The sequence below is a fragment of the Mesorhizobium sp. L-2-11 genome, assembly GCF_016756595.1.
Classification (GTDB): Bacteria; Pseudomonadota; Alphaproteobacteria; order Rhizobiales; family Rhizobiaceae; genus Mesorhizobium.
Genome location: NZ_AP023257.1, coordinates 2,487,081 through 2,512,370 on the forward strand (window position 1 = coordinate 2,487,081; position 25,290 = coordinate 2,512,370).

General features: G+C 62.2%; 17 protein-coding genes and 2 pseudogenes. 10 read left to right on the forward strand and 9 right to left on the reverse strand.

Translation table 11 applies throughout. From position 1 onward, the window contains the following. The first annotated feature begins 73 nt into the window (after window positions 1–73). Window positions 74–1,192 (forward strand): glycosyltransferase family 4 protein, encoded by a 1,119-nt coding sequence (locus JG739_RS11945; protein WP_202366627.1) that lies wholly within the window; start codon window positions 74–76, stop codon window positions 1,190–1,192. Next, window positions 1,189–2,607 (forward strand): phenylacetate--CoA ligase family protein, encoded by a 1,419-nt coding sequence (locus JG739_RS11950; protein ID WP_202366628.1) that lies wholly within the window; start codon window positions 1,189–1,191, stop codon window positions 2,605–2,607. Before JG739_RS11945 ends, JG739_RS11950 begins: the two co-directional genes overlap by 4 nt. On the opposite strand, the gene JG739_RS11955 is transcribed toward JG739_RS11950, so the two are convergent. Beyond that, window positions 2,601–3,845: a glycoside hydrolase family 5 protein gene (locus JG739_RS11955; RefSeq protein WP_244749830.1), complete on the reverse strand. Its 1,245-nt coding sequence runs from the start codon at window positions 3,843–3,845 to the stop codon at window positions 2,601–2,603. The two genes, JG739_RS11950 and JG739_RS11955, sit on opposite strands and share 7 nt — an antisense overlap. Before the next feature lie 117 nt (window positions 3,846–3,962). On the opposite strand from JG739_RS11955, the gene JG739_RS11960 reads away from it, so the two are divergent. The 3 genes from JG739_RS11960 (at window position 3,963) to JG739_RS11970 (ending at window position 8,241) form a co-directional block, all read left to right on the forward strand. Next, window positions 3,963–5,885 carry a heparinase II/III family protein gene (locus JG739_RS11960; RefSeq protein ID WP_202366629.1) on the forward strand — a complete coding sequence of 641 codons (1,923 nt, stop codon included), beginning with the start codon at window positions 3,963–3,965 and terminating at the stop codon, window positions 5,883–5,885. Window positions 5,886–6,124: 239 nt separating this feature from the next. Next, a complete protein-coding gene (locus tag JG739_RS11965) occupies window positions 6,125–7,114 on the forward strand; it encodes a sterol desaturase family protein (protein WP_202366630.1) in 990 nt (329 codons plus the stop codon). Further along, the gene (locus JG739_RS11970) at window positions 7,111–8,241 is read left to right on the forward strand and encodes a GNAT family N-acetyltransferase (RefSeq protein ID WP_202366631.1); all 1,131 of its coding nucleotides are present in this window, start codon (window positions 7,111–7,113) and stop codon (window positions 8,239–8,241) included. The genes JG739_RS11965 and JG739_RS11970 overlap by 4 nt, the downstream gene beginning before the upstream one ends. 91 nt (window positions 8,242–8,332) lie before the next feature. Here JG739_RS11970 and JG739_RS11975 read toward each other — a convergent pair. The 6 genes and pseudogenes from JG739_RS11975 to coxB all read right to left on the reverse strand — a co-directional run bounded on the left by JG739_RS11975 (window position 8,333) and on the right by coxB (window position 15,310). After that, window positions 8,333–9,606 (reverse strand): annotated as a pseudogene (locus JG739_RS11975) (PQQ-dependent sugar dehydrogenase). A gap of 108 nt (window positions 9,607–9,714) precedes the next feature. Continuing rightward, the gene (locus tag JG739_RS11980) at window positions 9,715–10,800 is read right to left on the reverse strand and encodes a c-type cytochrome (protein WP_202366632.1); all 1,086 of its coding nucleotides are present in this window, start codon (window positions 10,798–10,800) and stop codon (window positions 9,715–9,717) included. Beyond that, window positions 10,800–11,423, reverse strand: a complete 624-nt coding sequence (locus tag JG739_RS11985; protein WP_202366633.1) for a cytochrome c oxidase assembly protein — start codon at window positions 11,421–11,423, stop codon at window positions 10,800–10,802. Before JG739_RS11985 ends, JG739_RS11980 begins: the two co-directional genes overlap by 1 nt. Continuing rightward, window positions 11,420–11,800 (reverse strand): hypothetical protein, encoded by a 381-nt coding sequence (locus JG739_RS11990; protein WP_202366634.1) that lies wholly within the window; start codon window positions 11,798–11,800, stop codon window positions 11,420–11,422. The genes JG739_RS11985 and JG739_RS11990 overlap by 4 nt, the downstream gene beginning before the upstream one ends. Window positions 11,801–11,807: 7 nt before the next feature. Then, complete coding sequence (gene ctaD, locus JG739_RS11995; RefSeq protein ID WP_202366635.1) at window positions 11,808–14,324, reverse strand: cytochrome c oxidase subunit I; 2,517 nt, start codon at window positions 14,322–14,324, stop codon at window positions 11,808–11,810. Continuing rightward, window positions 14,321–15,310 carry a cytochrome c oxidase subunit II gene (gene coxB / locus JG739_RS12000; protein ID WP_202366636.1) on the reverse strand — a complete coding sequence of 330 codons (990 nt, stop codon included), beginning with the start codon at window positions 15,308–15,310 and terminating at the stop codon, window positions 14,321–14,323. Before coxB ends, ctaD begins: the two co-directional genes overlap by 4 nt. Window positions 15,311–15,646: 336 nt before the next feature. Here coxB and JG739_RS12005 point away from each other — a divergent pair, with 336 nt between their 5' ends. From JG739_RS12005 to JG739_RS12025, 5 genes are all read left to right on the forward strand, one after another. Beyond that, complete coding sequence (locus JG739_RS12005; protein WP_202366637.1) at window positions 15,647–16,084, forward strand: DUF2267 domain-containing protein; 438 nt, start codon at window positions 15,647–15,649, stop codon at window positions 16,082–16,084. 615 nt (window positions 16,085–16,699) lie between these two features. Beyond that, a complete protein-coding gene (locus tag JG739_RS12010; RefSeq protein ID WP_202366638.1) occupies window positions 16,700–18,649 on the forward strand; it encodes a PrkA family serine protein kinase in 1,950 nt (649 codons plus the stop codon). 19 nt (window positions 18,650–18,668) lie between these two features. Next, window positions 18,669–19,979 carry a YeaH/YhbH family protein gene (locus JG739_RS12015; RefSeq protein ID WP_202366639.1) on the forward strand — a complete coding sequence of 437 codons (1,311 nt, stop codon included), beginning with the start codon at window positions 18,669–18,671 and terminating at the stop codon, window positions 19,977–19,979. A 9-nt stretch (window positions 19,980–19,988) separates the two neighbouring features. Further along, window positions 19,989–21,665, forward strand: a complete 1,677-nt coding sequence (locus tag JG739_RS12020; RefSeq protein WP_244749832.1) for a SpoVR family protein — start codon at window positions 19,989–19,991, stop codon at window positions 21,663–21,665. 541 nt (window positions 21,666–22,206) lie between these two features. Further along, window positions 22,207–22,701, forward strand: coding sequence for a DUF1772 domain-containing protein (locus JG739_RS12025; protein WP_202366640.1), 495 nt, complete (start codon window positions 22,207–22,209; stop codon window positions 22,699–22,701). Between the two features lie 25 nt (window positions 22,702–22,726). Here the strand turns inward: JG739_RS12025 and JG739_RS12030 are convergent, their stop codons facing one another. Continuing rightward, window positions 22,727–22,933 carry a hypothetical protein gene (locus JG739_RS12030; protein WP_202366641.1) on the reverse strand — a complete coding sequence of 69 codons (207 nt, stop codon included), beginning with the start codon at window positions 22,931–22,933 and terminating at the stop codon, window positions 22,727–22,729. A gap of 98 nt (window positions 22,934–23,031) precedes the next feature. Then, window positions 23,032–25,026: pseudogene (locus JG739_RS12035) on the reverse strand (protein-L-isoaspartate(D-aspartate) O-methyltransferase). Between the last annotated feature and the right edge of the window lie 264 nt (window positions 25,027–25,290).

The window sequence follows — 25,290 nt, forward strand, 5'->3', positions numbered from 1 at the left end:
ACTAAAAGATTTGCCGTAAACTTACCGGGAACGTTTGCTTTGTGGTTACTCGATCCGTGCTATCCAGAATACCATGCTGCAGAGTCTCTTACCCGATCGAAAAATACATGTCCTGGTCGCGACCCCGTCGGGTGTGTCGGGGCAGGGCGGTATCGACCGCATCATGGTGGCGCTTGATCGCGAACTCCAACGACAGGGAGTTGGAAAGATCGAAGCGCGGTTCCTTCCCAGTCGCGGTTCGGGCTCGGTCGCGCTGTCGGTTTTCTACATGATTGGCTTTTGCCTTCGGATGTTCATCGCGCGTATTGGCGGCCGTGCCGACGTCGTTCACATCAACGTATCGAGCTTTGGCAGTACCTACCGCAAGATGGTCATCGCGAGGTGCGCGCGGTTGCTCGGCATCCCCTATGTGCTGCATTTGCATGGAGCTCAATACCAGACGTTCTGGAAGGAAAACCGCAGCTTCATGGGTCGCCGCATCCGGCATATGTTCGAGCATGCCGAACGGATCGTGGTTCTGGGCCGTATCTGGCGCGACTTCGTCACTGCACGGGCGCCAGGCGCGGCCGCGAACATAGTGATTGTGCCCAATGCTACCGAAGTGCCGTCGCTCGCCCATGTCGGTGGTGGAGACAGCGTTCACATCCTGTTCCTGGGTCGTATCGGCGACCGCAAGGGCGTGCCGCAATTGTTGGACGCACTGCATCGCATGAAGCCTGCCAAACAGTGGCGCGCCACAATCGCCGGCGATGGTGACGTCGAGGCCGTACGGGCAAGATCGGCCGGGCTGGGGCTTGCCGGATGTATTGCCTTTCCAGGCTGGGTGGGTCCTAACGAGGTTGCATCGCTGATCGCTTCGGCCGACATTCTGGCGCTTCCCTCATTCGCCGAAAACCTGCCGGTCTCGGTCATCGAGGGAATGGCCTCCGGCCTCGCGGTGGTAACCACGCCTGTCGGCGCCGTAGAGGACATCATCATCGACAAGAAGACCGGGTTGCTGGTGCCGCCCGGCGATGTGGCGGCGCTGACCGAGGCACTGACAGAACTGGTTGACGACACGGCGTTGCGCGCCCGTCTTGGCTCGGCTGCCATGGCGGTGCACCGGGAACGGCTGGAGCTTTCTTCGTTCGCGGCATCGATATGCCGTGTGTGGCATGAGGCGGCAAACGGCAGGTCCGGTGCAAAATCATGAATTTTCTTGACGTAGCGCGCGGCGCCTATGTGCGAAGCCCGACAGCGGTCAGGCGGCTGCTGGCGCCCATGCTGGCGCTGGCGCCAACTCGGGTAAAATTTGGTGCGACCTATCGGTCGTGGCGGAGCCGGATCGCCATGGCCGCCGAGGATCCTGTCTATGCCGGGCAATTTCATCTCGCCGCGCTGCGCGCGCTGTTGCGGAAAGCCCATGCCGGAAGTCCGTTCTATCGCGAGTCGATCGACCAAGCCCTCGGTCCGGGCTTTGATCTGTCGACGCTGGGATTTGCCGACCTGCGCCGCCTCCCGGTCCTGTCCAAGGACATCCTGCGGAAGGCTGGAACTGCAGCGTTGGCGGTGCCGATTGCCCAACTGGATGAGGCCTCCGGCAACGGCTCCAGCACCGACAAGCCATTTCACTTCTATCTCGATAAGGATCGGAGCGCCCGCGAGATGGCGTTCGTCTACCACGTCTGGTCGCGGATCGGTTTTGATGAAGGCACGGCGCGCGTCTGCTTCCGCGGCTTCAGCCTCGATGCCACCGGCAAGCGACGGCATGAATGGGACCCGGCACTCCGTGAGCTGAGGCTCGCTGTCTTTCCAATGACCGTCGACGACGCCGATGCCTATCTCGACCTGATCGACGCGCGGGGCATCACGTATTTTTATGGCTATCCCTCGGCCATAGAGCTGTTTTGCCGGCATATGCGAGTGCTTGACCGAGTACCAAAACGGCCCGTCAAGGGCATGATGATGATCTCAGAGCCAGTCCATCCCCATCAACGGGAGATCATCCGAAACGTTCTTGGCGACGTACCGCTGTCCTGCTTCTATGGGCTCAGCGAAAAGGTGCTGTTCGCCGAAGAAACGCCCGGAGCCCCCGGCAGCTACGCGTTCAATCCTCTCTACGGCCTCGCCGAATTGGTCGATGCCGCAGGCGAGCCAGTAACAGAGACAGGCAAGGAGGGAAGGCTCGTCGGCACTGGCTTCCTGTCGACCGGCATGCCTTTCATCCGCTACGATACCGGCGACTCTGCCCGGTTGGTGGAATTGCCGAATGAGGCAAACGGCCAGCGGCTTAGAGTCGAGGCTGTCATGCCGCGCCGAAACGTCGACTATCTGGTGACCGCCGACGGCGGCCGGGTGGTGACGACGCACCTCGTGCCCGACGGCCCCGCATTCTTCGACGGCATAGAGGAGCTGCAATTCTACCAGGACCATCCCGGCGAGGCATTGATTCGCTATATCCCGACCGCCGGGGCGCCACCTGCCTGCGCCGCGCGACTCGTCGAGACGTTGGTCAACCGCACAAACGGCCGTATCCGGTTTTGCCCCAAAGCCGTGGACCGCATTGCCGTCGGGCGGGGCGGCAAGCGGGCGCTCATCAACCAGCAGCTCGACATGTCGCGTTACTGAGACGCAAGACCCAGCGCTCGCACCAGTCCGCCATCAGCTACGGGCGGTCCGTCGGGGAGGATCAGCGACATGCCATGCGGATTGGCGAATTCCCAGACGGACCAGGGTATCGCCAAGCGTTCCGCCTGCTGGCGCACCGCCTCGAGATAGCGCAGACGGTCAGCGTCGAACGCGCCCATGCGGCCGTCCGCAGACATGAGGATGACGCCGAATTCGCCCATGAACAGTCGCCGGCCTGGAATGCCATGCGCCTCGGCCCAGTCAACCGCCTGACGGAAGCTCGCCTCGAGCTGGCTCGGCCCCCAATTCTGCTCGAAATACCGGGCGATTGCTTCACGCGCCGCGACCATGTTCATCACTTGCTCGACCGGGCTCAAGCCAGCGGCGTCCATCTGTGCCTTAAGGGTTTCGGTCACCTTTTCGGGCGTGCTGCTGTCGGCCGGCCAGGGCAGCCCCGAGGCGAAAGCGCCTGTCCCCTCGGACCGCTGGTGCGTGAAACTGTGCGGCTCGTACATATGGAAGCTGTAGTAGATGTTCGGATCGTCAAAGCCGGGGGCGAGATTGACCAGTCCGGCAATGCTGCCGCCACAGGCGCCTGTTGCGACGATGGTCAGTTCGCTGCTGACTGCGCGAATATCGCGGACCGTGTCTGCCATGATCCGCTGCCAGTCATCGCTGCCGCTCGAATCACAGGGGTAGTATGCCGGCTCGTTGTAAGGCTCGAGGGCTACCTTGTCGGCGCCAACCCTGGCCAGCATGGTGGCGACCGCCACAACCATTTCGCGATAGCTGGCAACGCCTTCGCTGTCGGCACCGTCATAGATCATCTCCATGCTGTAGGCTGGAACCTGGGTGACGCCGTGCAGGTCGAAAACTACCTTGAGGCCCGCCGACGTGACCCGCTCGACCGCGGCGGCAAGTATGTCCAGCGCCTGCTGGCGTTTGGCGCCCCGGCTGGCAAGCAGAGGGCCGGGGTCGACGCTCAGCCGGACGAAGTCGAAGCCCATCGACCGAATGCGCGCAAACGCGTCGCCGGGCCAATCGGTGAGCGGCCCATGTCCAGCGCGCCACTCCTGCTCGCTGCGATAGGGCGGCCAACGATAGGACCCATCGTCCTCCACCGGCGACCAGTTGAGCCATTCATGCACGCCAACGCCGCGCTGCAGCGGGATCGGTGCAGCGTTGGCGGCTATCGCCATGCCGAGCATCCACGCTGCTACAAAAGCCGTCCTTATCATCGCCACTCTTTCCTTTTCATGGTCGGAGATATTAACCGCAGGATCGGAAAAGAGGATTGCGGTCGCGCGGCTTTTCGACAGCATGGTATACAAGAATCGAAACCCTGACGGGGCGGTATGAGAATCGGCTGGTACATCAATCGGTTGCGCAGCATGGAGCCGGCTGAGGTGTTGCACCGGCTGGGCGAGCAGCGTCGAAGGATCGCTTCGCGCCGCCGCGACGGCGGCTGGCAGCGTTATGCTTCGCCCCGGTTGCATCCGGTGCTGCGCGGACTGCGCGATGCTGTGCTGGCTGCGACACCGGCACAACGGCAAGCCATAGCGGCGGCGGCGCAAAAGGCGCTTGGCGGCGAGTTTTCCGCACTTGGGCGGACATGGCCGCGGCGCCATCCCGATCGGCTGTTTCCTCCCGAGCTTTGGCGCCTTGATCCGGTGACCGGCAGGCTTTGGCCGGGTGCCGAGGCCCATGCTTTCGATATCGATTTTCGCCATGGCGGCGGCCGCGGCGATGTAAAATATGTGTGGGAGATCAACCGGTTGCAGCAGTTGCTGCCACTGGCCGCCCACCTGCTCCTCGCCGGCGACGACCAGTCCCGGAGGGCCATTGAGGCGGCGATCGATAGCTGGCATTCAGCCAACCCGCCGTTTCGGGGGGTTGGCTGGGCCTCCGGCATCGAAGTCGCGCTGCGCGCCATCAGCCTGATTGTCATCATGGACCTCGTCGGCGACCGATTAGGCGCGGCGACACGGCAGCAAGTGGGCGAAATACTGGCGGCAAGCGCCTATTGGCTGCCGCGGTTCCCCTCCCGGTTTTCCTCCGCCAACAATCATCTCGTCGCAGAACTGGCTGGTGAGTATCTGATCGGCCTGGCGTTGGCGGCCGCGCCCGACGCTGCACGCGGCGCCCTCCAGGCTGAGGCGCGCAAGCAGATTCTCGCCGATGGCGCCGGTGCCGAGCAGACCCCGACATATGCGGCCTTCACCGCCGAACTCATCTTGCTGTGCGCCGCTGCGGCACGCCAGGCTGGAACGCCGTTTGCCTCGCCCGTCGAAGCGCGTCTGGCCGCTTTTGCCAATTTCGTCGCCTGGCTGCCACCAGCCGCCGGCTTTGGCGACAATGACGAAGGTCGCGTTCTGACGCTCGGGGACGAGCCGGACTATGTCCGATCCGTCGCCGCCGCCGTCCATGGCTTTCTACAGATGCCGGGCAACGCTGCTGAGGCCGACGATTTTCGGGCGCTCGTCTTTGGCACGCCGTCGGCGCCGGCACCGACGTCGCGTGGCCTGCAGACGTTCACGCAAGGCGGGCTCTCCGTCTGGCGCGGCGAGATGAACGGCCGCAGCATCGATCTGACATTCGACCACGGCCCGCTCGGCTATCTCTCGATAGCGGCTCACGGCCATGCCGACGCGCTGTCGCTGACCTTGTGCATCGATGGCGGGCCGGTGCTGGTCGACCCCGGCACCTGGCTCTACGGTTCGGGAGGCGTCTGGCGCGACTGGTTTCGCTCAACACCAGCGCATAACACGCTGAATATCGAGGGCAAAAGCCAAAGCATCATCGCCGGGATGTTCAACTGGTCGCACAAGGCGGTTGCGGAGTTGGTCGAGAGCGAGCCGGGAACGCACTGGAAGCTGCGCGCCCGCCATGACGGGTATAAAAATCGCTTCGGCGTTGTGCATCAGCGCACCGTGACGCACCAGGCCGACGGCATCGTCGTGAGCGACCAACTGCTCGGTGGCAGGCGCGTGGCCGAGGTCGTCTTTCAACTCGCAGCCGGTCTCGGCACCGACCGGGACGGAAACACGGTCACGGTACTGCGCCGCGATGAGCGGCTGATAGCCATGCGCTTTCCGGACGCTGCGATCGACATCCGCGCCGGCGGCGACGCACCGGGGCAGGGCGGCTGGGTTTCACCGCGTTTTGGCGCCAGGCAACCGGCCGAACGCATCGCCTGGCGTGGCGAAGTGGGCGAAGACGGAATTGAGATACACCTCGCGGCAATCCCCCCGCCGTTACGATCGGGGCCGCTACGATAGCGACTTGCGCTGCAGCAGAGCGGCCTATCCGGTGTTCCGGCCATATTCGAGATTAATTACGTCAGGACATTTAGCGTTTTGTTACGGTTGAACTGCTAATCTGGCGCAAATCCGGCATGCTTTTGCTTGTTGTAGCCGCAATAGCCACCTGGTTGCCGGCAACATGCAGTGGGTTTGGCAAGTTTCTTGCTTTGCAATTCGCTGGACGGCCATTTTACGGCCCAGGAGCCACCGCAACGATGTTTTCTGAATTCGCCGGGTTGATTGTGGAAAAGCTTTCGAAGGTCGATCTGGTGACGCTCGGCCTCCTGTTTTTCACGGCACTGGGGAGCGCGGTGATCGCTTACTGGCGGACTGTCGAGCATAAGTCCCTCAGGGACTTTTTCGATTTCGCTTTCCCGGCGGAAGTCATCCTGCACCCGTCGGCGCGAGCGGATGTCCTGTTTTGGGTCACCAAACGGGCGATAATGCCATTCCTGCTCATCCCTGCCGGCGTCACCTTCGTTGCCGCCGTCGGCTATGGGACGCACCAGGCAATCGGCTGGCTGCTCGATATTCAGGCGCCGCTCATCGATGGCGAGGCCGGCCCGGTGACGATCGTCGTCTTCACCGCAACCATGCTGATCGCCTACGACATTTCATACTATCTCTACCACGTCGCCCAGCACCACTTCCCGTTCCTGTGGGAATTGCACAAAGTGCATCATTCGGCCGAGGTGATGGTGGGAATCACCAAGGATCGGGTTCACCCGCTGGACGATCTGATGAACCGTATCTGGGATGGCGTCATCCCGGGGGTCTGCTTCGGCATCTGGAGCCTGATCGCGCTCGATCCAGTAGAGATCGCCATCTTCGGCATCAACGTCTATGTCATCCGCAACATCCTGATGATGGACTTTGTTCGTCATACCCATTTCAAGATTTCCTTCGGCCCGTTGAACAAAATCATCTTGTGTCCGCACTGGCACCAGGTGCACCACAGCATCGACCCTCGCCACTACGACAAGAATTTTGGCCTGCTGTTTTCGTTCTGGGATCGCCTCTTCGGGACGCAGTTTGTCCCGGATCCGGATGAAGACCTCAAATTTGGCCTGATCGATCGCGATGTGCGCGACTATCAATCACTGTTTGGGCTTTACATCCTGCCGCTCAGGAAGATGGGAGGGCATGTCCGCAAACTGTTCCAGAGGCGTCCCGATGCCATCGCACAGGATCGTTCCCCTTCATGAACACCATTGTTTCGATTGGCGCTTCGAGCGCAGAGCGCCTGGAAGTTGTCCGTTCGGCGGATCGCCTGGCGGCGATCGAAGCCGATTGGATGCAGCTGTGGCATCGTACCGACGGACTGGTCTTTCAGAGTCATGCCTGGATTTCGGCCTGGTGGAATACCGTCGCGGACCGTGACCATCGCGCGCTGCGGATTGGCCTGGTCTGGAATGGTGACAGGCTCGTTGCTGTCTTCCCCATGGCGATCGGCAAACGCAAAGGCCTGCGGTTTCTCGAATGGGCGGCCAGCAGCTATACCGATTACGGCGATATTCTCGTAGCTCCGGAATGCTCGCTATCGGCCCTGCAGGACGCATGGGCCCGGATCTGTGAGACCGGTGGCTTTGATATTGCCTTTCTCAATCGTCTTTTGCCGGGTGCGGCGGCCCGCAAGATTTTCACTCCGGATACCTCCAGCGGGATCAGGCTTCGCTCCAATCACAGGGAGGAAGTCAGTTATCGCGTCGCCGGACAGTGGGCCAGCGGAGGAGCGTGGTTCGCGGAGCAGTCGAAAAAGACCCGGCAGAATTATCGGCGCGGCGTCAAGACGTTGAAAGAAGCCGGGGAAACGAAATTTCGCCTGCTTGCGCCAGACGAGCCACTGCAGCCGGTACTGGACCGGCTCTCTGCCCTGAAGCGCAGATGGCTGGTCGAGCACAAGCGTGAATCCCAACTTTTCGAAGAGGGAGCGCCGGTACTGGCCGCACTCGTCGACGCGCTGGCGCGCGCCGGCGTGCTGCACATTTTCGTACTTGAATGCGATGGTGCGATGGTCGCGGTTTCCATCAATTTCGTCCAGCACCACACCATGCTGGCGTTCGTGACCACCTTCGATCCGGATTTCAGCCAGGCGTCGCCGGGCATGATCCTGATGATGGACTACATACAGTGGTCGTTCGATCACGGCTTGAGCACGGTCGATTTCCTGTGCGGCGCAGAGGCGTTCAAGCATAAATTCGCAACGCAGGGCGTTGTCCTGCAATCCGTTCTTGGGACGCGCACGGTGCAAGGTTCGCTGGCTTCCCTTGCCGATCGTATGCGTCAGAGGGTCCGGCATTCACGCGGGCGCGGATTGGCAACGACAGCTTGATTTTCGGCTTGATCGGCGCCGGAACGCTGTGTCCGACCGGCAATGGCAGGCGGTGCCATATCGCTTCCGGGTCGCCGGCAGCACGAACCGCTCACAGTGCCGATTGCGTCTGAGCTGGAACGACCCGCCAGACCTTGCTGCCGACATCATCCGCCACCAGCAGGGCGCCGCGCCGGTCTATCGCCACGCCCACAGGACGGCCAAAGGCCTTGTCGTCCTCGCTCAGGAAGCCGGTGAGGATGTCCTGAGGCGGGCCAGAGGGCCTACCGCCGGTAAACGGCACGAAAATCACCTTGTAGCCGCTGTGCGGCCTGCGGTTCCACGAGCCATGCTGCCCGACGAAGGCGCCATTCCTGTATTGAGGACCGAACAGGTCGCCTGTATTGAAGGTCAGTCCCAATGAAGCCGTATGCGCCCCGAGCGCATAGTCCGGCTTGATCGCCTGGGCGACGAGGTCGGGCCGCTGCGGCTTGACGCGATCGTCGACATGCTGGCCAAAATAGCTGTAAGGCCAGCCATAGAAGCCGCCATCCTTCACCGAAGTCATGTAGTCCGGCACCAGGTCGCTGCCGATCTCGTCGCGCTCGTTGACGACGACCCAGAGCTCACCGCTTTCCGGATGCCACGACAGGCCGTTTGGATTGCGCAGGTCGGAGGCGAAGAGACGCGTCTGTTTCGAGGCGAGATCGATCTCCAGCACGGCGGCGCGATTCTGCTCTTCCTCCAGGCCGTTCTCGCCGACATTGGAATTGGATCCGACCGTCGCATAGAGCTTCGTGCCGTCCTGCGAGGCGGTCACATCCTTGGTCCAGTGGTGGTTCCTCCCCGCAGGCAGGTCGACGATCTTCTCCGCCGGTGCGGTGATCTCGGTCGCACCCTCCTGGTAGGGATAGGCCACAATTGCATTGGCGTTGGCGACGTAGAGCTTGCCGTTGAGCAGGGTCATGCCGAATGGCGAGAACAGCCCGGCGAGAAAGGCGGTCTTGGTTTCCGCCACCCCGTCGCCGTCCTGGTCGCGCAGCAACGAGATGCGATTGGCGCTAGGCGTTTGCGCGCCGGCCTGGCTCTGGAAGAGGTCGACGAAGAAGCGGCGGATGCTGAAGCCCTCGTCCGGCTTGGGCGGCGCAGCGCTCTCCGCCACCAGCACGTCGCCGTTTGGCGCCACGTACAGCCAGCGCGGGTGGTCGAGCCCGCCGGCAAACTCGTTGACTGCAAATCCCTGGGCCGCGTCGGCTTGGTGCCCTGCGGCCACGGCGTGGCCTTGGCGACATGGACCGTCGGCAGCCAGGTCGGATTGGGCTCTGGCAGGGTCGGGTTGGGGCCATAGGTTTCCGCGATCGGAACGGTCGCCTCTTCGCGGGACATGAAGAAGATCGCTCCTCCGGCAACGACGAAAACAACGATCAGGATGAGAAGAGCGGTAAGCAAGTTTTTCACCAGAACCTCGAAAAAGTCGAAAGAACCCAAACGCACCTATCGCGTTGCGGTTGCCGACGCAGCCGCCGATCGGGAGAAATAGGCCGCAAGCGCGCGGACGTCGTCGTCCGTCAGACCCTTCGCCGCATTGGCCATGAGATGGCCGAAGCGCGTTCCGCCACGCTTTCCCGCCCTGAACAGCCCAAGCTGCGTCTCGATGTAGCGCGCCGGCTGGCCGGCGATCGAGGGATAGAGCGGGCTGCGGTCCTGTCTTCCGTGACAGCCGAGGCAGGCGGGCACGTTGGCCTCCTTGACGCCTCTCTCGGCGATTTGCCTGCCGCGCCGGACAAGGGCTGGATCGCCCGCGCCGCCGGGGTGCATCGCCGGCAGGGCGGCGAAATGCCTGGCCAGGTCCGGCCAGGACTGAGGCCCTGCCGCAATGGCGGGCAGGCTCATCAACCCGCTTGCCCGGCCTTCCTCGGCATAGGCACGCAGGCTTTCAAGCAGATAGGCCTCGCTCTGCCCGGCGAGAACGGGTATCGCCGGACCGCGCCCAAGGCCGTCCTCGCCGTGGCAGCGGGCGCAATCTGCGAGCACTTGCGGCAGGGTTCCGGCAGCGCCTGCTGGAGGCGCAAGCCTTTGGCCATAGGCGAGATCACGATAGGTGGCTTCGTCCAGCGACGGCAGTTCGCGTAGGAAGGCGACCATCGCCCAGACCTCGTCGTCGCGTTCTTGCGTCGGCCAAGCCGGCATGCCGGTGAAACGCACGCCGTGCTTGACGATACGAAAAAGCTCCGCGTCCGACCATTCGCCGATGGTCCCGGCAAGGTCAGGCGGCTGCGGCAGCATTCTCATGACGACGGGTGATCGCGGCTCGCCCGGCGCACCGTGACAGATGGCGCAGCCGCGCGCGAAATGCCCGGCGGCCGGCTGAATCGCATGCCGTGGCAGAGCCTCTGGAACCTCGACCGCCAGGGCATAGGTGCGCACAGCCGATCGCATGGCGAAATGGAGAAACCATTCCGTGATCTTCCAGTGACCGCTCGAGGCACCGACATTGAAAAAGCCGATCCAGGCCGCCAGCACCACGACGAAGGGCAGAATGGCAAGCGCTATGGCGAGCTTCTTCCAGCTGATATGCATCAGATCGTTTTCCGCGGTGGTGTGGCGAGGATGCGCGCGAAAAGCGTCATGCCGCCGGCCAGGTAGACCGCAGCGCCGACCAGAAGCATGATCACGCCGCCAAGTTCCTGATCCTGCTGAGCGGAAAGCGCGACGCCAAAGCAGCTTGTCTCGCCGGTCCCATAAAGCGGCCGCGGGGTCAGCGCCAGCAGCGCGCCGAGCAAGGTCATGTGAATGGACGTCAGAAGCAGGGCGAAGGCGCCGGCGGCATTGCCTGTGTTGTGCGAGCCGCGGCGCGGCAGGCAGGCCAGCCACAGGAACAGCCCGGCGGCGAGGAATGTGACCTGCTCGACCGCGGTGACAAACAGCGAGCTTTGCGCCAGAGCCCGCAAGGCCGGCGCGTGCCAGGACCAGACGATCATGAGTTCGACGAGGGAGGCGGGCAGCGCGAGGGTGAACGCCCGGCTTGCATCTGGTGTCGGGCCGAGCGGGATCCCGATCGCCATCAGCGGCGCGGCGATCGCCACCACTCCCATATGCGCCAGCATGTGCGCCGAAAACGAATCCCGCCAGCCGTCGAGCAGCGGCCCGAGCCAGACCAGGGCGAGGACGAGGATGCCGAGGATCAAGCAGGCGCGTCTCACCGGATACACTCCGTCAGGAACAATGCGGGCATCGCCGTGAAGATCACGGCGATGAAGCTAAGATCCGAGAGCAGCAGCGTCGCAAAGCCCTGGAACAGGGTCCGGTCGCGTCTCGTCGGATCGTCATGCGGCGGATCGTCTGTGCCGAAGCCCCATTGCCGCCAGGCGAGCCATGCTGACAGCGCGATCAGCGACAGGGCGACCACAGTGGCGACGGCGATGCCGGCGCGCACAGCGCTGAAACTCAGCCCGACAAGTTCAGGCTTGGCGCAGTAGATCGCCGCGCCGACGTAGCAAACAAGGAAATGCGCAGCCCACACCACCGGCGCGGTGAACAGCGTCCAGAGTGTCTCGATCTGTTTCGGGACGAGCCGCATCGCCGCCTCACATCGCTGCCGGAAACAGGCCGATGATGGCGAAGGTGATGACGGCGGCAATCAGCAGGAAATGCCAGTAGAGCACCACGTTGCCAAGATCCAGGTCATGCTTCGGCGTCAGTCGGCCGGCCAGCGAGCGGGCCAGGCAATAGGCCTGCATGACCGTGCCGAGCGCCGCATGGGCGAGTACCCAGATCACCAGGATCCACACGATTGCGGGATAGACGTGACGCGTCGGGTCCATGCCTGGAAACCACGGCGCGGCCAGACCTGTGGCGGATGCGGCAACGGTCGTCAGCAGGGACAGCACCAGCAAGCCGCGCATAGTGGCCGTAGCGCCGCGCCTGTTGACCGTGCGTGCCGCCACCATCAGGCCCCACGCCGCAGCGAACAGGCTGGCAGCGACCAGTGACCAGACCGCATCGGGCCCGGCAATCCCCGCGGTGAAGTCGGCATGGATCGTCCAGTAGAAGAAATAGCCGAAGACGAGGCTGGCGAATGCCGTGCCGTCGCCCACCATGGTGATGAACATCGCCCACCAGCCCACGGAATCGGAGCCGGAGGCATAAAGCGGCAGGCTGAGGCCGAGGCCGACATCCTTTTCCGGCTTCTCGGGGATTTCGCCAGTGCCCGTCCAGAGCCAGTAGATGACGGCGCAAAAGCAGATGATTGCGGCCAGCGCCGTGGCGATCCACCAGTGGAAGGTAAGCGCGATGAAAGCGGCCCCGAGCGAGAGGGCCGAGACGATGGTGACTTGGGAGGTGCCGCCGACGCGCAGCACCTGGACGGGTTCGGCGTCGAGCACGGAGGTGACCAGTCCCTCGCGCCATCCCTCTTCCGCGTCGGGCAGGTAATAGCGGCCTTCATTGACCTTGCGGGCAAGGTCTTTCTGGTCCCAAAGGGGGTAGCGACTGCACACGATGGGTATCGAGCGGACGCCCCAGTTCTCCTCCGGCTCGGAAATCCATTCCAGCGTGCCGGCATTCCAAGGGTTGAATTCGCCGCGCGGCTGCCGGTGCTTCGGCCTGAGCACGTCGAAGACGACGACCAGCACGCCCGCGGCGAAAATGAAGGCCCCGGCCGTCGAGATCAGGTTCAGCCAGTCCCAGCCGATTTCGGCTGGATAGGTGAAGACGCGGCGGGGCATGCCGCGCAAGCCGCTCAGATGCATGGGGAAAAAGGCGATGTTGAAGCCGCAGAACATCAGCCAGAAGGCAATCCGCCCCAACCGGTCGGAGAGCTTCTTCGCGTCGATCAGCGGATAGTAGTAATAGAGCCCGGCCACGACCGGGAAAAGCATGCCGCCGATCAGCACATAATGGAGATGCGCAACGACAAAATACGTGTCATGCGCCTGCCAGTCGAAGGGTGCGAGCGCCACCATGACGCCGGTCAGTCCGCCGATGACGAAGATGGCAAGCCCTCCGGTGCCGAACAGCATGGGGGTCGAGAAGATCACCCGGCCGGCCAGCATGGTGGCGATGAAGACGAAGATCTGCACGCCGGTCGGGATCGCCACCGCCTCGGAGGCCGCCGAGAAGAAAGCCAGAGAGATCTGCGGCAGGCCAGTCGCAAACATGTGGTGTACCCACAGGCCGAAGGAGAGGAACCCCGTCCCAACTGCCGCGAGCACGATCCAGGAATAACCAACGATCGGACGCTGCGAAAAAGTCGGAACGATCATGGCCATCAGCGCGATGGCCGGCAGGAAGATGATGTAGACCTCGGGATGGCCGAATATCCAGAACAGGTGCTGCCACAGCAGCGGGTCGCCGCCGCGCGCTGCATCGAAGAACGGCCAGTCGAACATTCTTTCCATCTCGAACAGGAGGTCGCCGGCGATCAGCGGCGGGAAGGCGAACAGGATCATTCCGGCAACGATCAGCAGGTACCAGGCGAAGAGCGGCATAAGGTTGATGCGCATGCCCGGCGCGCGGCATTTCATGATGCCGACGATGAGCTCGACGGCGGCCGCGATCGACGCGACTTCGATGAAGGAAAGGCCGAGCAGCCAGATGTCGGCGCCAATGCCGGAGAACTCCTTGTCGGTGGCGAGCGGCGGATACATAAACCAGCCTGCCGACGGCGCCGCATTGAAGAAGATCGAGCCGCAGACGAAGATGCCGCCGAGCAAAAAGCTCCAGAAACTGAAGGCGCCGAGGCGCGGGAACGGCATCTCGCGGGCACCCAGCATCGGCGGCAGCAGGAAGATCGCGACCGCCTCGAAGATTGGCACCGCGAACAGGAACATCATCACCGTGCCGTGCAGGGTGAAAGCCTGGTTGAAGAAGTCGGCCGAGAGAAAATCGTTGTCTGGCACGGCGAGCTGCAGCCGCATCAGCAGCGCGAGCACGCCGGCAAAGAGCATGAAGGCGAAGGCGGCCGAGCCGTACCAGAGGCCGATCTGGTAATTGTTCACCGAGGTCCAGTAGCGCCAGCCGGCCGGATTGGCCCACACGGCGCGCAGCCGTTCTTCCTGCGCCTTGTATTCTTGCGGCGAACGAGCCTTGACCGCAGCGCTCATCGCAGGCCCCTCAGCCAGGCGGCTATGGCGCGAATGTCGTCCGGTGGCAACATTTCGAAGGCCGGCATCCTGGAACCAGGCTTGATCAGGTCGGGCCGGGCGATGAAGCGGGTGACGGCGTCTTCGGTGTTGGGCAGGATTCCGGCTGCGACGGTGGCGCGGGAACCGACATGCGAAAGATCCGGGCCGATCAGGCCGCGCGCTTCGGTGCCGGCGACGAAATGGCAGGACCCGCAGCCATGGCGCAAGAATAGCGCGCCGCCGCTTGCGCCGGCCCCTTCTGCGGGAATTGCCTGGGCGGCAAGCCAGGACCGGAATGCTTCGGGCGCCATAGCCACGGCCGAGAACGCCATTAACGCGTGCGACGTGCCGCAATATTCCGCGCACGGCCCGCGGAATGTACCAGGTTTGGTGGCCATGATCGAAAGCCTGTTGGTGCGGCCGGGAATCATGTCCATCTTGCCGCCAAGCGGTGGGATCCAGAAGGAATGGATCACATCGGCGCTTTTCAGGGTCAATTCGACCCGCTCGCCGACCGGCAGCCTGATCTCGTTGGCGGACGCGACCGGCGGTCCCTGAGGAGGGTGATAGACAACTTCCCACCAGAACTGCCTGCCGGTGACTTCGATCCGCAGGGCGGCGGAACTCGCCTGGGCGAAGGGCCGAAGGCCAGGCATCAGCCACAGCGCATAGGCGAGCAGGGCACAAAGCGTGACCGAGGGGAAGACTACGCCGCCCCAAAGGATGATGTTGCTGGCAGATTTTTCGGCCAGCCTGCGGCGATTGACCAGGGCTGAATGAAGAAGCAGGCCGACCACGCCCAGCCAGATGACGGCGCCGCCGCTTAGCATGACCCAAAACAGCATTTGTATCTGCTGCGCTTCCGCTCCCGCGGGCTCAAGTGCCGACTGAGTGCTCGACTGGGTGTCGGCAGAGCCGCTCGCGAGCAACAATGACGCAGCTGACAGGCTGAAATATCTACCCATTTGCAACCCCTCCGCGGTAAACCGGCTCGAGGGGCGGAAGGTTCCGGGCACTGAGCTTTCGACGGTGCAGAACCTTTGATGGCGGAGCGAGGCGCCCCCTCTGTCCTGCCGGACAGAGGGGGCGCGAAGGATCGCAACGGATCACCATTTATCCTGAACCGCTGCATTCTTCGGCTGATGTCACGGAATGGATCCCAGGGTCTGCGCCGCGTCGCTTCACTCCTTTTTCGCCGCCGCCCTTCGGGTAAATTCAACGCGTGACGAAACAATCGCGCTCGATCTCCGTTTGCCCGTCGTAGCGAGAGTTGGGGCGGGCTATGCCCAGAGGAGGCGATGATGAGCGCAACCGGCTTGGAAGTTTTTGACAAAACCCTGCAGACGACAAACATCTGGCTGGACGAGATCATGGCCGATCACGGGCCCGACAGGCGCCTGGCCTGGCATATGCTGGGAGCCGTTCTACGCACCTTGCGGGATTGGCTGCAGATCGAACTGGCTGCGAATTTGGGGGCGGAACTGCCGCTTCTGGTGCGCGGCGCCTACTATGATCGGTATCGGCCGCGTGATCTGCCCACGAGCAGCCGTTCGTTGGAGGATTTTTTGCAGCGGGTGGCCGAGGAGATGAAATCCACGCGACCGGTGAATCCCGAAGATGCGACGAGATCCGTGTTCAAGGTGATCGCCAGGCATGTCGACCTCGGCCAGTCGGCCAAGGTGCGGGACGCGTTGCCGAAGCAGATCCGGTCGCTTTGGCCCGAAAGTGTTGGAGTCTAGCAGCAAGACCAACGGTCGGGCCTGCCGATGCGGTCCTCAACCGCCTCCGCCCGGGCGGTCGTTTTCCTCGCGATACAGTCGCTCGGTGGCCCGATCGCTTTCTCTGCGCTCTGCAGGCCCACGACGTCGCCACGTCAGGAGTGCGTAGGCGAGCAGGATCGCCAGCAGTAGCGGGCGCCAGCAACGACGATCAACCACATACTGTTCTCGAACATGGAACATCTCCTTTCCCAAGTTACCGAGCAGGAGCCAAACCGTTGCTCCCGGTGCGGGCTTGGACGCCGCAGTGCAGCTTTGTTCGCCGAAAGGCCTGTGCGTCGCCATTCACTGCTGAGCGCGGGCAACTGCTGATCGCGGGCGGTTTATTCCTTCAGAAAGGCAGCTTGTACCCAGCGGGCTGTTGCACTCGGCAAGCACTGGTGGAAGAATGGACATCCCTCGGAAACGTTCCATTGTGCGAGCCATTCGCTGGCTGACTTCCAGGCGTTCACGATATCTGTCTCGACCCCTAACATCCGGTCGCAGACGCACTACGTGTAGTAGGGAACCACAAAGGCTTTCCGACAGTTGAATGAAGAGGCGACAGCAACCAGACCGGCCGGGGCGAGGAATACCATGCGCGAGAACCACTCCGACGTCTTCGATCTGTTTTCGGAGATTTACACCAATGCGGCGCAGGAGGAGATAAGCATCCAGCAATATCTCCTTGCCTGCCGCGAGGACAAATCGATGTATGCCTCGGCGCCCGAGCGGATGGTCGAGGCGATCGGCGAGCCCACCCTGATCGACACCAGCATGGATGAGCGGCTCGGCCGCATTTTCTCGAACAGGACAATCAAGGTCTATCCGACTTTCTCCGAATTTTATGGCATGGAGGACACGATCGAGCGCATAGCCGGCTATTTCCGCTATGCCTCGCAGGGGCTCGAGGAGCGCAAGCAGATTCTCTATCTGCTTGGCCCTGTCGGCGGCGGCAAGTCCTCGCTCGCCGAACGGCTGAAGAAGCTGATGGAGGAGCGTCCGATCTACACGCTGAAGGTGGGCGACCAGATCAGCCCGGTTTTCGAATCGCCGCTCGGGCTATTCAATCCTGACCGCATGGGCGACCTTTTGGAGGACAAATACGGCATCGCGCGGCGCCGGCTGAATGGTCTTATCTCGCCATGGGCGGCCAAGCGCCTCGACGAACTGTCCGGCGACATCTCCAAATTCAGCGTCGTCAAGCTGATGCCTTCGCGGCTCCGCCAGATCGGCATCGCCAAGACCGAGCCAGGCGATGAGAACAACCAGGACGTTTCGGCCCTGGTCGGCAAGGTCGACATAAGACAGCTCGAGCATTTCAGCCAATCCGATCCGGATGCCTATTCCTACAGCGGCGGCCTGAACCGGACCACGCAGGGGCTGCTCGAGTTCGTCGAGATGTTCAAAGCGCCGATCAAGGTTCTCCATCCGTTGCTGACCGCCACCCAGGAAGGCAGCTACAACGGTACGGAAAACTTCGGATCTTTCCCGTACCAGGGCATCGTCGTAGCCCATTCCAACGAATCGGAATGGCTGCAGTTCAAGAACAACAAGAACAACGAGGCGTTCCTCGACCGTATCCTGGTGGTCAAGGTGCCGTATTGCCTGCGGGTCACCGAAGAAAGGCAGATTTACGAAAAGCTGCTGCGCGAAAGCGAACTGGCCTCCAGTTCCTGTGCACCGGAGGTTCTTGACATTCTCAGCCGGTTCACCGTCTCGACCCGTCTGGCCGAGCACGACAATTCGCCGCTCTACACCAAGATGCGGGTTTACGACGGCGAGAACCTCAAGGACATAGATCCCAAGGCGAAGTCGGTTCAGGAATACCGCGATGCCGCCGGCGTCGATGAAGGCATGACCGGCGTCAGCACGCGCTTTGCCTTCAAGATTCTTTCGCAGACCTTCAACTACGACACCAAGGAAGTGGCCGCCGATCCCGTGCATCTGATGTACATTCTGGAGGAGGCGATCAAGCGCGAGCAATTCCCGAAGGAAACGGAAGCCGCCTATCTCGACTTCATAAAGTCGGAACTGGCCACGCGTTATGCCGAGTTCATCGGCCATGAAATTCAGAAGGCCTATCTGGAATCCTACAGCGAATACGGCCAAAACCTGTTCGACCGCTACATCGCCTATGCCGATGCCTGGATCGAGGACCAGGACTACAAGGACCCCGACACCGGCCAGATCCTCAATCGCGAGGTGCTGGACAACGAACTGTCGCAAGTCGAAAAGCCGGCCGGCATTGCCAACCCCAAGGACTTCCGCAACGAGGTCGTGAAGTTCACGTTGCGTGCCCGGGCGAGGAACCATGGCCGCAACCCGTCCTGGACGAGCTATGAAAAGCTGCGCGAAGTCATCGAGAAGCGGATGTTCGGCCAGGTCGAGGATCTGCTCCCGGTGATCAGCTTCGGCTCCAAGCAGGACAGCGTAACGGAGAAGCGGCATACCGAGTTCGTGCATCGGATGGTCGAACGCGGTTACACTGAGCGCCAGGTCCGCCGGCTGGTGGACTGGTACATGCGGGTGAACAAGGCGGGCTGAGTCCGGCCAGGATGGTTCCATGCCGATCTTTGTCGATCGCCGACTGAACCCGAAGGACAAGAGCCTCGGCAACCGCCAGCGCTTCCTGAAGCGTGCGCGCGAAGAGCTGAAGCGAAGCATCCGGGATCGGATCCGTACCGGCAAGATCGCCGATGTCGACAGCGAGCACGCCGTCTCGATGCCGGCGAGGGGCACAGGCGAGCCGAGCTTCAGCGATGCGAAGGACAGTGGCAGGCGGCAGCACATCCTGCCGGGCAACAAGCATTTCGCGCCGGGCGACCGGGTTCCCAAGCCCAGCCAGGGCGGCGGCGGCTCGTCTCCCGGGAAAACGGCCTCGGAGGACGATTTTCGCTTCGTGCTCTCGCGCGAGGAGGTGCTCGACCTTTTTTTTGAGGATCTCGAACTTCCCGACATGGTCAAGCTCAACCTCAAGGAGATACTTGCCTTCAAACCGCGCCGCGCCGGATTCGCGGCGACCGGTTCGCCGACCAACATCAATGTCGGGCGCACGATGCGAAACAGCCATGGTCGCCGGATTGCACTAAGGCGCCCCAAGCAGGAGGAGCTCGATGCGATTGCGGAGCAACTCGCAGTCCTGGAGGCCGAGCCGCAGAGCGCGGCGCCGGCACGCCAGCGCATTGCGGCATTGCGGGAGGAGCTTGAGCGACTTGAGCGTCGCCGCAAGCGGATCGCCTATGTCGATCCCGTCGACATCCGCTTCAACCGTTTCGACGCCCAGCCCGTGCCGAACGCCAATGCGGTCATGTTCTGTCTCATGGACGTATCCGGCTCGATGGGCGAACGCGAGAAGGATCTGGCCAAGCGCTTCTTCGTGCTGCTGCACCTGTTCCTGAAACGGCGCTACGACCGCACCGAAATCGTCTTCATTCGCCATACGCACGAGGCGCAGGAGGTGGACGAGGAAACCTTCTTCTACAATACGCAAAGCGGCGGCACGGTCGTTTCCACGGCACTCGAGGAAATGCACCGCATCATCGCGCAACGCTATCCCAGCAACGAGTGGAACATCTATGCCGCCCAGGCGTCGGACGGCGACAATTTCGTCACTGATTCCGAGCGCTGCATCGGCCTGATGGACGGTCAGATCATGCGCCTGTGCCAGTATTTCGCCTATGTCGAGATCATCGACGAACGCGAGAGCCATATTTTCGGCAGCACCGACAATGGGACCTCGCTCTGGCGCGCCTACAGCGTTGTCAACCAGCGATGGCCGAATTTCCAGATGAGCCGTATCGCCAGCGCAGCCGACATCTATCCGGTCTTCCGCCAGCTCTTTGCCAGGCAGCCGGTCTTGCAGAAAAGCGCTTGAGGGGAGCCGATGGCAAACCAGACCAGCAATTCGGGCCAGACCAGCAATTCGGGCCAGACCAGCAATTCGGGCCAGACCAGCAAATCCGGCCAGACCAGCAATTCGGGCCAAACCAGCAAGTCGGGCCCAACCGGCAAATCAGGCCAAACCAGCAAATCAGGTTTGCTGTTTTCGGGGTCCGACTGGGATTTCAAGAGACTGTCGCGCGCCTACGAAGCGATCGAGGCGATCGCGATCGAAGAGCTTCATCTCGACATCTATCCGGTGCAGATGGAGATCATCTCGTCCCAGCAGATGCTCGACGCCTATTCCTCGGTCGGTATGCCGCTGATGTATCGCCACTGGTCCTTCGGCAAGCATTTTCTCTACCAGGAATTGCTCTATCGCAAAGGCGGGCGGGGACTCGCCTATGAGCTGGTGATCAATTCCAATCCTTGCATCGTCTACCTGATGGAGGAAAACACCATGGCCCTGCAGGCTCTGGTGACAGCTCATGCAGCGCTTGGCCATAATCATTTTTTCAAGAACAATCATCTGTTCCGGCAATGGACGGACGCCAGCGCGATCCTGAGCTATCTGGACTTTGCCAAGGGTTACATTGCCCGTTGCGAGGAGCGGCACGGCGTCGCCGCGGTGGAGGCGATCCTCGATGCGGCCCACGCGCTGATGGAACAGGGGGTGTTCAGATATCGCCGGCCGCCGAAACTGTCGTCGGAGCGGCAGCGTGAAGGCGTTCGTGATCGCCTGGAGTACGAAGAGCGTTCTTACAACGATCTGTGGCGCACGCTGCCGCCTTCGAAGGGCGGAGGCAATGTTGGGGAAAAGGATTCCAACATCGCCGAGCGAAAGAAAACGCTCAAGCTGCCCGAGGAGAACCTGCTTTACTTCCTGGAAAAAAACAGCCTGGTCCTGGAACCCTGGCAGCGTGAAATCGTCAGGATCGTCCGCGTCGTCGCGCAATATTTTTATCCGCAGCGGCAAACGCAGGTGATGAACGAAGGCTGCGCCACCTTCGTGCACTACACGCTCATGAACATGCTGTTCGATCGTGGCCTGATCAGCGAAGGCGCGATGCTGGAAATCCTGCGCAACCATTCGAACGTGATCTTTCAGCCGGGCTTCGACGACCCGCGGTTTTCCGGCATCAATCCCTATGCGTTGGGTCTCGACATGATGCAGGACATCCAGCGCATATCGACCGAGCCGACCGCCGAGGATCGTGACTGGTTCCCCGATATAGCCGGCAACGGCAATTGGCGCGAAACCCTGCTCGACGCGTGGGCGAACCATCGCGACGAATCTTTCATCCGCCAGTATCTGAGCCCCGCCCTGATGCGGAAATGGCGGTTCTTTATCCTCGCCGACGCCGCCAGCGAGCCGCATTACGAAGTCGCGTCGATACACAATGAGCGTGGCTACGAAAAGATACGCGCCGGGCTCGCCCAGAGCTACGACATCGGCGCCAGCCGGCCGGACATCCAGGTGGTGGATGTCGATCTGCTCGGCGACCGGCAGTTGCGATTGGAGCACAAGGTGAAGAACGGCATCATGCTGGAGGAGGCCAGTCGCGACGCCACGCTGCGCCATATCCGGACCCTGTGGGGCTATGAGGTCAGCCTGGCGGCGATCGACGCGCAAACGGGCGCAACGCTCAACGAACGTTCGACCAGCCAGATCGGGGAATGACCTAAACCGGAGTGCCAAAACCGGAATGGCTGGCGACGGCGTCGTTCTACAGCCGGGTTTCCGCTCTTGGGTCCAATGCTCTGGCCGTCGGACCAGGGAAGGTCGGTTCCTTAGGAATCTCCGGAGGTATATCGGGAGGAATTTCGGGCTGCCTTTCCGGGCTTGGAACGGGATCGGGCGAAGGCGGAGGCACGCCCGGAGGCTCACCCGGCGGGGTTTCCGGCGGAGCAGGCGGCCGGGCAGGCTCGGGATTGGGATTATCCGGTATCGGCACGGGATTGTTCGGATCAGGATCAGGCACGGGACACCCCAAACGGGTTGTGGTCGACCCGGCGTAGATGCGGGCCGTTTGCAGCATATCTCCTCGTTCGCCGAGGAGGATCATCGGGATGACAACCATCATGCCGAACGATGGTTCCCTCTCCAGTGCTCAATGCCAGCGGCGGCGGGAATGGGGCAGCGCCTCCACCTTCGGCGCCTTTACCGGGCCGGCGGGCACGCTATCTACGCCGGGCATAGGCATTGCTCAGGGAATAGAAGCATGCGCGCGTTCATGATTGTCACCCTTCTTCTGGTCGCAATCACGATGGCGCTCTCGCTTGCGCACGCGTTGGAGTTGCCCGGCAAGTTGCGCCTCAAGGAGGCCACCTACAAATCCGTGCAGACGATCTACTATCCCGGTTTCACCATCGGCGGGTTTGCCGAGATCGGCGGCATCGTTGCACTCGCCATCCTGCTTTACCTCACGCCTTATCCAGGCGCTCGATTCTGGTGGACCTTGGCAGCCCTTGTCTTCCTGGTGGCGGAACATGCGGTCTATTGGCTGGTCACGCATCCCGTCAACAATTTCTGGGTGCAGGATGTCGCTGTCTCCAAACCAGCCGCGAGGTTTTTTTCAATGCTCCGTCGGAAGCAAAGCGGCGACTGGACAGACCTGCGCGACGTTTGGGAAGCCTCGCACATCGCCAGGGCAGGCCTGGCGATGCTGAGCCTGATCTCAATTGCTGTCGCCGCGACGTTTTTTGCTGGGGAGTGAATGGCGCGGAGGATGCGCAGCGGCGCTACTTGTTCGTCCGCATCTTTTGCCTTGGATTGATTCCGCCAAGGGCGTTGGTGTCGTTCTCGACATCGCCTTCGATTGTATTTTCGCCTTCGAGCAAGTCTTCGTCGCCTTCCTTGATCGTGCCCTTGGAAGTCCCGATGCCGGGATTGTTCCTCAGATCGGCATCGCTCGGTTTTTTCCACTTTGGATGTTTGGTTCCGCTCATGGCAAAACTCCTTCGAAAAGGGTCCTGTTCTAGAAACAGCAGGGCGCGATGAATGTTCCGCCGAAACTCACCTTGCCGCGGCATTGTCCGCGAGGCGGCTAAAGCCCGAACGGATAGGTGTCGGGAACGCCGGTTCCGACATGCTCCGGCCCAAGCGGCGTCACCGCGACGGTTTCGTCAAACCAGACGAACGCGTCAAACTGCTGGGAAAGAGAGGCATCCGCGTAATGGCTGCGCAGTTCGGTTTCCGGCCGATAGATCACGCCGATGAAGCGCTCCAGCCGACGCTCCAGAAGCCGCTCGCGCAACGTGTCGTCGCGCTTGATATCGAGCAGGAAACGCGAGACGCCGCTATCATGGCAAAGCCGCTCGTAGCTGTCGCTATGGGAAGGCCGCACCCGCTTGATCTCCATCTCGCTGTCCCAGTCAGAGGCCGCGGCGACTGTCCCGGAATGCGTGCTGAGCCCGATCAAGGCTGCCTCGTTGCCGAAGCGCTGGCGGCAGAACTGGCCGATATTCACTTCGTCCCTGACAATCCCCATTTCGGTGTAGCGGGCGTCGCCGATATGGGAATTATGCGCCCACACGACCGCCTTGGCGTTCGGCCCGCGAGCCTCGAGCAGATGCTCGAGCGTCTCGAACATATGGGTGTCGCGTAAATTCCAGGACTGCGCGCCGCCATAATACATGATCCGGTAGTAGCGTTCGGCGGAAGCGATCAGCCGGGCATTCTGGGCCGCGTCCAGGAAATCGACGCCGTCCTGCTGGGCATAGTCGAGCTGCCTGGCAAGCAGCTCGCGGCATTGTTCAAGCACGGCCTGCTCGCATTTCCTGTAACCCGAGGTGAGCGCGACACGGCCGTAGGTCGATGGTTCATGTTGCCAGGGCGTCAGGCAGCCATAGCGTTCGCGCGCGATCTTTGCTGCCTGCGGATCGACCCGGTCGAGATATTGTAGAACCGCGGCGATCGATCCGCTCATATTGTAGATGTCGAGGCCATAGAACCCGGCCAGCCGGGACGATAGCCTGATGCGCTCATTGTGATGCCGCATCCAGTCGACGAATGCCGCAACGTCGGTGTTGCGCCACATCCAGGTGGGAAATCGCTGGAACGGCGGATCGGCATTGGCGCGTGGCGGCCGGTGGCGGACCTAGCGATCGATCGCCGCTGCATCAGGCCAGTCGGCCTCGACCGCGACGATGGTGAAGCCGTGCTTCTCGATGAGCCTGCGGGTGATCGCGGCGCGAGCCCGGTAGAACTCCGACGTGCCGTGGCTCGCCTCACCGAGCAGCACGACGCGCCGGTCGCCAAACCGGTCGAACAATTCGCCGAACGCCGGATCGTCGAAGTCCGGCAGCGGTTCGGCCGCCACCGCGATCATCTCCGGCAGGCTGCGCGTGCGTGCGTGTCCGGACGGACGATCATTCGCGATACGGTTGCCGCTCTCGGGCCAGCCCTGCTCGCCGATGAGGGGAACAAACCGCACGCCGCCGAAATCCTCCTCGCTGTAAGTTGCAGCGCCGGTTCGGGTGACCTTGAGAAGGCGCTGATCATGCGGATCGTCGCCGACCGGGATGACGAGCCTGCCGCCGACGTCGAGCTGTTCCTGAAGCGCGAGCGGCGCACCGGGTCCGCCGGCGGCGACCAGAATGGCGTCGAAGGGCGCCGCGTCGGGCCAGCCTTTGGTGCCATCGCCGGTGCGGACTTCGATATTGTCGTAGCCAAGCTCTTCGAACCGCTGTCTCGCCGTTTCGGCCAACCCGGCGTGGCGCTCGATCGTGTAGACGCGTTCGACGATCCGGCTCATCACGGCAGCCGCGTAGCCGGAGCCGGTGCCAACCTCCAGGACATGGTCGCCCGGTCCGATTTCCGCCATCTCGATCATCAAAGCGACGATGTAGGGCTGCGATATCGTCTGACCCTCGGCAATCGGCAACGGCCCATCCTCATAGGCGAATTCTTCAAAGCCGGGTGCGACGAATGCCTCGCGCGGAACCTCGCGCATTGCTTTCAGCACCTCGCGGTCACGAATGCCACGGCGGCTGAGGTGGACCTCGACCATTCGGTCGCGTGCGTGGGAAAGATCGAGCATCTTTTTGCTCCTCTGGCGAGCTGACGGGTCCGCGCCAATCGTGGCCAACGGCCCCCCGGCGACAGCTATTGATCGGCGTGCGCTCGGCAGCGCGTGCTCTCATTTTCGGCGGCTCGTCTCCTTAATCGTTGGCGAGCTTTCAGGTTCCTGCAAAAGAGCGATTGGCGGGCGCAACAACGGCTCCAGCCGAACTTATTTCCGAAAAAATCCTTTCTCCAGGGCGATGCCACTCCAGATATCGACGGGCGAACGCATTCTGGAGAC